The following is a 10934-nucleotide window of genomic DNA, read 5'->3' on the forward strand; positions in this document are numbered from 1 at the left end:
TGGCAGCCGAAGAACACATGGACGAGCGCGACCGAGCCGGCCTGGGCTGGGCTGGGCCGAGGAATCGGTGACAGGCGCCGCGGTGCACCCGCGGCCTACCCGCAGCTGCACTCGTGGTCCAGTTCAACCGCCTGCAGGAGGGGCGCGGTGTCGGTGCCGACTAAGCTGCTGTACGTTCCGCGCCCGGATGATCACGTTCGACCACTTGGCCCGGTGGTTCCGCGTGGCATGACCACTCGACAAGCGGTTCATTTCCGCACTACTTGATCACTTGCCGTCAAAGCTCCGGATACGGGTCGTATCGGAGCTTACTCGGGGAAGGGAAGGAATTGTGCTGGAGCAGTTCGCGAGCGGCTTGGTCATGCGAGAGTGGGACGGTCCTGCGGCGAGTAAAAGTATCCATCGGTGCTCGGCGAACTGGTCACCCTTCCTTCGAGCGCGCTTGGCCGCGCAGGATGTTGATCTGCTGACGTTCCCTGGGCGAGTGTGCACGCATCGTGAGCTTGCCGGGATTACTGCTGTCGTAGTCTCGAAGCAGAGAGTACAAGCCGGGCACCTGTTCCTTGGGCATCAGCATCCACACCCTGGGCTTTATCGGCTCCTCCATCTGTTTGGGCATCGTTTCTTTGATGAACTCGAGCACACTATCGAGGTTCGACAACAAGGTCTCCGACGCGCGCAAAGAGTCAACGTTCACGGAGAGTCGTCCCAGTCCTTCCTTGATCGCATCTGACCCGCCGTCGAACCGAAACACATCGACCGGATCCGCGTCGAGTTCACGCTTCGACCCAGAACCGGTCCGCGGCACATTGAGGGTGTTCGGACGGGCCGCTATAAGGCCAGCGATCCCGATCACTAGCAACAAGGCGCTTGCAACAGATTCGACCGTTTCTTTGTCGGACCACAGGTGCGGTGTAATGGAAAAAAATGTGAGGCCGGCGAGGGTGACCGCGAAGAAGAGTGCCCGCACCGGAGTGGACCGTGCGCGCCGCACCACGAGCCTTACCTGGTCGACGATCGGGCGTACCATTGGATTGCGTAGAACTCGAAACTGTGGTAGCAGAAGTAGGCGTGCTACGGTATCTGATGGTGCTGTGGCGGCGTAAACCACCATAGCGGGCGCCCAGGTGAACAGCCACAGCCACAACACGCTCCTTGCGGCAGCTGCGACCTGGCCGGTAATAATCTCGCCGATGAGTGAAACTGCTGCGGCGAGACCGCCGAACGCGGCATGCAGAGAGACCACCCAAATGAGGGCGACACCGCAGAAACGGCCGATTCTGCTGCCGCCAGCGGAATGCGGTATCGCAGAAAGAAGCAGAAAGGTCACCGCCGGAGTCGCTATGCACGCTCCGAGCACGAAAGTCGACGGTCGCGGCGTATTAAAAGCCATCCTGACCATCAACCCGATGACCCCTATAGCCATCACCTGACCGATGCGGAGCATCCATCGCATCCGCCCAGGAAGCGAACCTGCCGAAGTGTCCTGGGCGACGCCGTAAAGAACGTGGTTGAGTCGATGAGGTTTGGTCGACGCGCGCAGCATCCGTATCTGGTTCGCGCCACTCAACCCCTGGTAGATCTCCGGAGAAGCCGCGAGCTGTGTTACCAGCCGGTCGATGAGGCCGGTCTCGTCCTCCAGTCGAATCACATAGTCGGTGACAGCGGCGGCGACTTCGCTTGATGTCAAAGGGAGGAGGTCGATGGCATCGGCTCGGTCACGGTTGGCGCCGGCCGCGATCGCGGTGAGGACCAGGGCATCAGCCTCGACCATGACTGCATTGGCCCGCTGATCCGCCGTCTCGTCGAGAAGTCCGTCGCGGAGCAAAGTGAGTGACGCGAGTGACGCGGGGGGCCAGTTGAAGCTGCCGGGCGTTGGAAGATCACCTTCACCGGCCAGAGCTTCAATGCTCGTGACGACATGCTCCATCGATCCGACGTCCGTAGCGAGTCTCGTCCGAACCGACTCGACGACCTTTTCTTGGAGGGCACCACAACCGCCGCCTAGTGCGGCGACGACCACTGGGTGCCAGCGCGGATCATCCAGAAGCGGGTCCACGTCTACCGTTGCCGCGATTTGGCACAGGTGTTTGCCGGCCAGGTGGTGGTGGATTGCTGCATGGGCGAACCGGAAGCCGGTCGCACTCGTTCGACCGATACCAGAGTGGGCGAGAGTTTCGGCGATCTGGACGTCCGGCGCTGCATTGCGGGGCTCATCGATCGCGAGATATGCCAACTGGCTGGCGTCGACGACGTCGGAGTCTCGTGTCAGCAATGTCGTGATGATCTTGTCGAGCACCTGGTGTCGGGTGGCGCGCAGCTCATCACGCGTCAACGAGGTGCCCAGCAGGCTGAGCAGCAACGGGTTGCCCGCGATGTCACTTATACGCGGGTCATGCCGCAGCCGCCGCAGAACCCCAGGATGCGTGTGCCCGGTGGCGCTGAGAAGTTGTCGCTGTTGTTTCGGCGTGAGTGGTGCCATCGCGAAGGTAGACGACTCGGGCACCGAGGTGCGAGTGGCCACGATTGCGCAGTCATCCCTGCTGATGACGAAGCCGCGGACCGCCTGGACGTATTGCTCGGCCTGTATGGGGGTGAGCCCCTCGTCGAGATCGAATACGAACAACCAGGTCAGTCTCCCCGGTACTTGCTCGAGGTACTGGGCAAGGTTGTCTTCCTTGCCCTGCACCGAGGCCGCCAGATGATTCTTGATCGTGTCATCGTCTGTCCGGCCGTCGGGCAGATCTTCGGCACGCACATCTACGTACAGCGCGAGTCGGCGAGGCCGTCTCTTTGCCCGTTCGCAGACAGCCGCGACGATTGAGCGCAGACCGACGGTCTTGCCTGATCCCGCTGGCCCTATCAGGACGACGAGCTTGCTCGGGGGCCTGCGCCCCAGCCGCCGCAACCTGCCCCGTCTTCTGCCGACGACGTCCAGCTCAACTGTTTCGTGGGCCCGTCCCGTCGGATCTGGCGGGTACGTCAGTCCGTGAACGATTGACGCGATCGCGTGCAACATCTGGTGATTCGGTGCACGGGTGCGAACCACAATGCCCACACCCACGGCACTGAGCAGAACACCGAAAGCAGCGATGCCGCCGCGCACGGCGGAATCAGCGGAAAGTAGCGGCGCCTGGTGGCTCACCAACGAGGTGACGACGCCCGCGGCGGTGAGGAAGCCAAGCAGCGCCAGGCACCAGCCGACCGCCAGCCTGCCGGATTGACGACCGCGCAGGTTGAGGATCAAACCGAGGATTCCCGCGATGCCGGATATCACGCTCACCAAGTCAGGCCAGCTCTTCAGCGCGTCCAGTGGCACCAGGTCACCTCCAGCGAGCTCGTGAGAGTAATCGAACCTTACCAACCCTTGAAGTGGGCAGGATCTCCAGTCAACCGAGCTATCGAGCCTTCGTGGAATGCGAACTGTCGCGAGTCAGCCTGAGGAACTTCCAAGGCATCTGATCAAAAGATCACACGCCTATCATCTAGATCCGGAACATGTCATGTTCCTCCGGAAACTACAGCTGCTTAGTTAGTCGGTCGTGTCGCCCCCGCGTAGTCGTCTCCTCGGCGGCGATGGTTGTCGATCTGAACGGGTTGGCCGAAGGTCGGGGCGTTGATCATTTTGCCGTTGCCGATGTAGAGGCCGACGTGGTGGATTCTGGCGGGTGTGCCGTAGAAGACGAGGTCGCCGGGCAAGAGTGGTTGCCCGTCCGGCACTCGGGGCCCGGCGTGAAATTGGGTGTGAGCTGTGCGGGGTAATGGGACCCCTGCTGCGCCGTATGCTGCCTTGGTCAGCCCGGAGCAGTCGAAACCGTCATGCCCGCCGTCCGGGCCGTTTCCGCCCCAGACGTAGGGCAGGCCACGTTGACTGCATGCGTAGGTGATCGCGGCCATCGCAGCGGGAGTGGGCGCCTGGATCGCGTTGCAGTCGCCTGTTCCGCTAGTTGTACAGGTCGCGCCATGGACTGCTGCGACGACCTGGCGAGCGGCGGGTTCGAACTGTGCGTAGCGGTCGGGAAAACCGGACCGTTGCACGGTTTGGGCGGCTTCGGCGACGGGCATCGCCTGCCAGCTCGGCAGCGCTGTGAGGTGCCGGTAGAACTGCTCGCTGCTGTACTTCGGGTTCATGATCTGGGCGACCGAGCCCCAGCCTTGCGAGGGCCGTTGCTGGAAGAGTCCGACGCTGTCGCGGTCCCCGTAGTTGAGGTTCCGCAGTCGTGACTCCGTGATCGCGGTCGTGATCGCGATCACCCATCCCTGTTCCGGAACGTTCATCTGCTTGCCGACGGCGACGATCGTCGCCGCATGGCCCATTTCCTCGGGGCCGTATCCGGTTGCCGGGGTGCTTACTGCTCCAGTGGGGATGCAGCTCGTGCCTTGGGCGGAGCTGCCGACCACTGCGTAGACGACGGCGATCACGCCACCGCCTATGAGAAGGATCAGTACGACGAAGAACGCGACGCCGGCCGCGGCGAGTTTAGCCATCGACTAAGAACCCCCTTAGCGGTTAAGGCGTGAGGAACTGGTCGGCGGCATCGGCGTGGGCGGCTCCAACTCCGGCCGCGCGGTACGAGTGACAACCTCGTGATGCCACTCGCCGCTAGACGGCGGTGATGCAGGTAGATGCGGCCAGAGCCTGGGAAGTTCGGGCAGCGCGACCCGTCCCGCGGTGCCGAGGTCATCGATCCGGCGCCATCGAGGCGCGGTCATGTCGAGTGGTTCACCGGCGGACTCGCCGCTCGTCGTCGCCACCGGCACCCTCGCCGGGCTATCGAGGCCTCGCAGGGCTTGGGTCATGGCGCGGCGCGCGTTGGCTTCCCTGGCCACGGTGGGGAACCAGACCAGAACGGGCGTGGTGATGCCCGTGGCGTCGGCCAGGCGCTCGTATCGGACCAATTTGCTCGACAGTCGGGACAGGCTCTCGGTGCCGAAGTCGAACTCGACGAACCATTCGATCTCCCGTCCGGCGTCGGACCACCTGCCGTAGCCGTCCGGGGTGACGATGTCGCCCCAATGCCGTCCGCACCGGGCCGCCGACCACCAGGTGATGAGTTTCCCGGTGGACCCGGGCTGACGGGCAGCGCGGATCAGGGTGGTGAAGAGCGCGTTGCAGCCGACGGTGTGGGCGAGCTGGAGGGAGAAGGCGCGGCCCACTTCGCGTTCGCGGCTGTAGCCGAGGTCTTTGAGTTCGAGGCCGTCTTCGTGGGCGAGCGCGATGGCTCCGGCGGTGTCGAGGACGTAGTGCATCGGGTGCGAGCCGAGGTCGCGGTGTGGCTGGAACCGATGCACAACGCCCCATTGGTAGAGGCTGCGCAGGCGCAGGTTCGCGGCGCGCCGTCCGGGAAAGGCGATGTCGACGATCTGCGTGCTGGTGAGGACGTGATGCTCGAACAGCATCCGGCACAGCCAGCGATCGCGGTCGGTGAGATGCCGGGCGAGCCAGGCATGGTGCTCGGCACTGTTCAGCACTCGCGGCGCGGGACGTTCCGGCCGGTGTGCTCGCAGGTGTCGTTGCGGGGTCGGGTTGCTGATCTGCATTTGGTGTACCTCCAAACGCGCCAATGCGCGACCTTGGTTCCAACGAGGGGATGGCGAGCGCCGGGTCAGGCGGCACGCCGGGGATCGAATTCTGCGGGTCGTGCGTGTTCGGCAGGGCGCGGTGTGCTCGGAGCCTCGGCGTTGGTCCGTGCGAGCCTGCGGATCTCCTTGGCACGTCCGGGAATTGCGGGTGGGAGCTTCTCGGTGACGCCGGTGAACGGAGGCGCTTCTTCGCTGTTGAGCACCAGTCGTGCAGCGATGTGGTAGCGGCCCAGGTTGGCGAGGTCGTGTTCGGAGAGCTGGGGCTCGGTGTGCCGGGCGAGGGCGCGTGCGTCTTCGGGCGAGGCGGAGAAGATGATCTTTGAGCGGGCGTTGGCGCTGATGCCTTCTTCCAGCTCGCGGGGGAGCTGGCGGAGGTATTGGTGTGCCAGGGTCATCGACATCCGGTAGCCGCGGGCTTCGGCGAGCATGTCTTCCAAGGGGTAGGCGAGGGACAGGAAGTTGTGGCATTCGTCGATGTAGAGCGAGCTGTCGAGCCTTTCCCGCTGGGGGATTCGCACGCGGCGGGTGGCGGCTTGCCAGGTTCGGGCGACTACGATCGAACCGACCAGCCGGGCGGTGTCGATCCCGAGCGAGTTCTTGCTCAGCCGGACGAGGCAGATGCCGCCGTTGAGGACCGCGTCCATGTCGACGGTGGATTCGCCGCCTGCGAGGGAGGCCCGGATGAACGGCCGCAACAGCAGGCCGCGGAGCTTGTTCATCAACGGGGCGACAACCTGGGCCTTGCTGGCATCGGATAAGTCGTCGTACCAGGCCCAGAATCCGCGCAGGACGTCGTCGGAGACCTGCGCGAGGGCGCGTTCCCGGAAGCTCGGCACCGTCAGGAGTTTCGGCAGGTGCGTCAGGGTCGGGGTGCCGGGGAGCTCGCGAAGGGTCAGCAATCCGGATCGGAGGATGTCTTCGGTGCGCGGGCCCCAACTTGAGGCGTACACGTGGGAGAAGATCGACACCAGGTCATCGACGGTGCGTGCGGTGTCGGCACCTTCGAGCGGGTTGAGCACCGGCGGCCGGGATCGGCTATCGGCGTCGAAGAGCACGACCTTGTCTCCAAGCCGCGAGGGAAGCCGCATCAGGACGTCGGTGATCAGGTCGCCTTTCGGGTCGATGACCACCAGGCCGCGGCCGGCGTCGGCATCGTCGAGAATCATCCGCGCCATCAGTTCGCTCTTGCCGCTGCCGGTGGCCCCGAGGATGTGCAGGTGGTGCCGGGCGTCGGCGACGCGCAGTCCGACCGGCCGGGAATGTCCGGAGTCGCTGACCCCGATCGGTTTCACTCCCACGCCACCGGCGGCGATGCCCGGTGGTGGGGGGACCGCCTTTGCTCCGGCGCGCTGCAGGCCGGGTATGGCGTCGTCGGTCGGGAGGTGCGCGAGCGCGGCCAGCTCGGTGATGGAGAGCAGGTCGCCGTCGGTGAGGCGGCGTTCGGTGACGGCCCGGACTGGGTGGGGGAGTCGGACGCGGCGGTAGTAATTGTGTTCGCTGTAGGCCGCGAACGCGCTGGCGATGGCGTGGCCGCGTCCGGCCAGGTGCTCGCGTACCGGTGAACGCTTCGCGTCGGTCAGGTCCTTGTCGACGAGGGTGGCGACGGCGTAGCGGACGCGGGTTTCGAACTGGGGGCCGCGCTGCTTGGCCACGATGACCCGATCTTGGGACGAGGTCTCCAGGACGGTCTGGCGATCGGTGACCGGCTTCGTCGCGCTGGTTCGGGGTCGACGTCCCCTCGTGTGCGGGGTGATCAGGTCGAGGAAACGCCCAGCCAGTTTCGCGGAGCTGCCGGAGCGGACGTGGCGGGCGGCTCGGCGGGCCTTGCGGACACGCGTCCCAGTGACCGGTCGCGCGAGGATCTGGACGACGGCGCGTTCGCGGGAGCCGAGCCCTGCCGGTGCGCCGAGCAGGGCGCGGACCGGGTCGGCGGGGAAGTCGGAGCGGATCGGCAGCGCTTCGCTGCGAGCCAGGCGCATTTCCCCGCCGACGGCCTCGACGGCTTTTCCCGCAGGTATGGATTCCGGGATCGGTGGTTTGGCCGGGGTGGTCCGGGTGTGGGCACCGGGCCATGCCGCCTCGATCGCGCGTTCGGCCATGCCGGGCGGGACGATCCCCGGCAGCCACACGCGCACGGCGACACCGGCATGGGAGAACACGTACTCCCACACGATGTGCGGCTGGCCGTGGATCCGGCGTTTCCAGCCGGGGCGCAAGAGTCCGACCAGGTTGGAGAACAGCGCCTCGGCGCCGCCCGGGTCCACGGTGGGCGGGGCCAGCACCGTGACCAGCCTGGCTCCGGCCGCCATCCGGTCATGGCGCCGTCGCATCCACCACCGACGTCCGAGGACAGCACCGGTCCAGGCCAGCGCTAGCACAGGACCGGCGACCGGCCCCCACGACACGGCGACGTCTCGCACCTTGGCGAGCACTGCGTGCACCGCGCCTCCGGGATCACGGAGGTAGTCCTGCAACGGCGAGGTAAACGTTTCCGCGTAAGCAGCCACGGTTGAGGCAGAAGACATCAGAACTCCTTTCTGCACGGGGAAATCAGGGAGGTCTCAGGCTGCGTCGCGATCGGCGTCCGCCGGGCGCGGACGGCTCTGCGGCGACGGCACTGCCGGGCCGGTGCCGGGTACGAGCCGGAGGTGTCGGCGTCGTTTGTGGGCACGGTTCACGTCGATTTCGGCCTGCCATTCCGATAACCGTCGCCCGTCCATCCGCTTGAGAAAGTGCGGGATGTTGTTCGCAGGAACTCCGACGAGCCGCGGGCCGAGTACGGCCAGCAGGTCGGATGCTTCCTGCGAGGACCATCCTGCCGCGGTGATGGCGTCGGTGTCGGGGAACACGTCTGCGACCCGGTCGCGGCTGGGGTCGATGTGGGCGTCTTCCTTGCCGCCGTAGCTGTAGACCCACAGGAAATTGCCGGGCGGATCCGGCTCGATCAACCGCTTGAACCGAAGGACTTCCTTGGTATAGGCGTAAAAGGTCACGTCCGGGCAGGCGCGCATGACACGGCACCACGCCAGGGTGTAGGAGTCGTCGAAGAAGTCTCCGGCGTCGTGGACGCGGATGAATTTCCCGGTGAATCGTGGGGCTGAGAGTTCGAGGATCATGGCCGATTCCCAGCCGGGAAGGTCGTCGAGGACGAAGGCGAGATTGGCTTGGTGGCGGGCTTTCACGGCAGGAAAGCGATAGGTTCCGTTGCGGGCGTAGCAGATCTGCGCGCATGCTGAGGCCGCGGGACACGTCACCTGTGTTCGTCCGTCGGGCAGCCGGGCCGCGAGCGCGGGCAGTGTCCAGTTCCAGACGCCGATGGCGCGCATCGCCCGGTTCTGCGTCAGCAACCGCGCGGGCCGGGGCGAGCTAGCGGGTTTCGCACTGGGTGAAGACATACGGCACCTCACATAAGGCAAGCGGGAGCATGAAAAGGGGGCGGCTAAGGCGGGCTTGGCGTCAGGCGGCGGGGTCGAGGTCGATGTGGCGGTCGGCGTCTTCGTCGAACGCCGGCTCGGTGTCGATGCCGTCGAGGTCGACGAACGCACTGTCGTCGGTCTCGCCGCCGGGCTCGGCGCACACGGCGAGCTCGGCCGGGTCAGTGGTGATGAGCGCGTTCTCCTGGGGCGAGGCCAGGGCTTGAAACGCGACTCGCTGTGTCCCAGTGCTGAGCAGGCCTTGTCCCTTGTCCGCGGAGACCAGGAACTGTTTCTCCCCGTCGGACAGGTTGAACGTCGCCACGATCTCGTCGATCGCTTGCGTCGCCTGGCGGAGGAGAACCTGCGTGGCGGCGTTGGCGATGATCGCCTTGCCCAGCTCGGTGCCGAGGACGTCACCGACATCCTGTGTCGCGATGGTCAGCCCTGCCCAGTGTTTCCGGGCAGCTTTGGCCATGCGGTGCAGGAAACGCGCCCCCGCCGGGTCCTGCATGAGCAGCCACGCTTCCTCGACGGTGATCAGCCGCGGTCGCCGGATGGCAGGGTTGGAGACCCGCCGCCAGATCGTGTCCAAGGTGAGCAGGGTCCCGATCGCGCGCAGTTCGTCCGGCAGGTCGCGGAGGCTGAAGACGGTCAGGTGGCCTTCGGGCCTGGTGGTGGTGTGTCCGGCGAACATCGCAGAGGATGCGCCGTCGACGAACGGATGGAGCCGGGACGCGAGATCGGCCGCGACCGGATCACCGGTGCCGGTCAGGGTCGCGGAGAGGTCGGCCAGCAGTGGTGCCTGTCGGCCCCAGGTCCGGGGATCGCTGGTGATCCCGGCTCGTTGATAGGTGGCCAGGATCGCCCGGTCGAGCACGGCCCGCTGGTGCGCGGACGGTTCCATGCCGAGCAGGACACCGATCACGGTGTGCAGGAACAGGATCCGTCGTGTCAGCGCGTCCTTCGGTGCCGTCCGGCGCCCGTCCGGGCGTGTCGCGATCGGCAGGTCGAAGGGGTTGATGCGGACCGCGGGATCGCCGAGGCGGATGTAGGTGCCGCCGATGGCCTCGCACAGCCGGCGGTACTCGTCTTCCGGGTCGATGATCGCGACTTCGATTCCCCGGTAGAGGGAGCGGAGTGCTTCGAGTTTGACCAGGTAGCTCTTCCCGGCGCCGGACCGGCCGAGGACGACGCTGTTGTAGTTGTCTGCGGCGAACCTGTTCCAGTGCACCAGGCCCTGGCTTCCGATGTTGAATCCGTACAGCACCCCGTCCGGTGCGGCAACGCTGGTCGGGTCGGCGGGCGGAAGGTCCGGTGAGGTGAACGGGAACGCGGCGGCCAGTGCGCTGGTGTCGAAGGTGCGGCGCATGCCGATGAGGTCCAGCGCGAGTGGCAGGGTCGATACCCAGCCTTGCAGTGACCGGTAGGTGGTGGGCTGGGCGTTCATCAGCAGCGACGCTGCGAGGGACCGGACGGCGGCGACGTGCTCGGCGAGATCGTCTTCGCTGGTGGCGTGCACGGTCAGGTATAGGCCGAACCGGTAGAGCTTTCCCTCGCCGCGGGCGACGCGGGCGGACAGGTCGTAGGCGTCTTCGGTGGCGGCCTCGACCATCGGGTCCAGCAGCCGTCCCTTCTCGTTGCTGTGCCGTCGACCGGATTCCAGTTTGGACAGCTGGCGCTTGAGCCGGTTGGCGGCGGTGACCGGGTCGATCGGCTCGATATGCAGCGAGACATCGACACGTCCGGGATAGGACAGCAGTGGCTGAAGCCACCCCGCGTGCACTTCGCGCGGGTAGCCGGTGATCGCGAACGACGCGACCCAGTCGCCGCCGATCTCCAGATGCCGCGGCGAGACCGAGAGCGAGTCCGGAGTGAACGCGCTCGCCCTACCCGCCGGTGTAGCTGCGGTGCGCCGGGCGCGTCGTCGAATCATGC

The 10934-nt window shown here is 65.9% G+C and carries 6 protein-coding genes; all 6 read right to left on the reverse strand.

The window, feature by feature from the left end:
* Positions 1-421: 421 nt before the first annotated feature.
* Positions 422-3319 carry an NACHT domain-containing protein gene (locus ACZ7KI_RS33200; RefSeq protein ID WP_470276986.1) on the reverse strand — a complete coding sequence of 966 codons (2898 nt, stop codon included), beginning with the start codon at positions 3317-3319 and terminating at the stop codon, positions 422-424.
* A gap of 209 nt (positions 3320-3528) precedes the next feature.
* Complete coding sequence (locus ACZ7KI_RS33205) at positions 3529-4488, reverse strand: C40 family peptidase (RefSeq protein ID WP_465461254.1); 960 nt, start codon at positions 4486-4488, stop codon at positions 3529-3531.
* A 15-nt stretch (positions 4489-4503) separates the two neighbouring features.
* Positions 4504-5541, reverse strand: a complete 1038-nt coding sequence (locus tag ACZ7KI_RS33210; RefSeq protein WP_470276987.1) for a replication-relaxation family protein — start codon at positions 5539-5541, stop codon at positions 4504-4506.
* A 65-nt stretch (positions 5542-5606) separates the two neighbouring features.
* Positions 5607-8108, reverse strand: coding sequence for a type IV secretory system conjugative DNA transfer family protein (locus ACZ7KI_RS33215; protein WP_470276988.1), 2502 nt, complete (start codon positions 8106-8108; stop codon positions 5607-5609).
* A 36-nt stretch (positions 8109-8144) separates the two neighbouring features.
* A complete protein-coding gene (locus ACZ7KI_RS33220) occupies positions 8145-8978 on the reverse strand; it encodes a GP88 family protein (RefSeq protein ID WP_470276989.1) in 834 nt (277 codons plus the stop codon).
* Positions 8979-9039: 61 nt separating this feature from the next.
* Positions 9040-10932, reverse strand: a complete 1893-nt coding sequence (locus tag ACZ7KI_RS33225) for a VirB4 family type IV secretion system protein (protein ID WP_470276990.1) — start codon at positions 10930-10932, stop codon at positions 9040-9042.
* Between the last annotated feature and the right edge of the window lie 2 nt (positions 10933-10934).

It is taken from the genome of Amycolatopsis sp. NPDC039088, assembly GCF_055598845.1.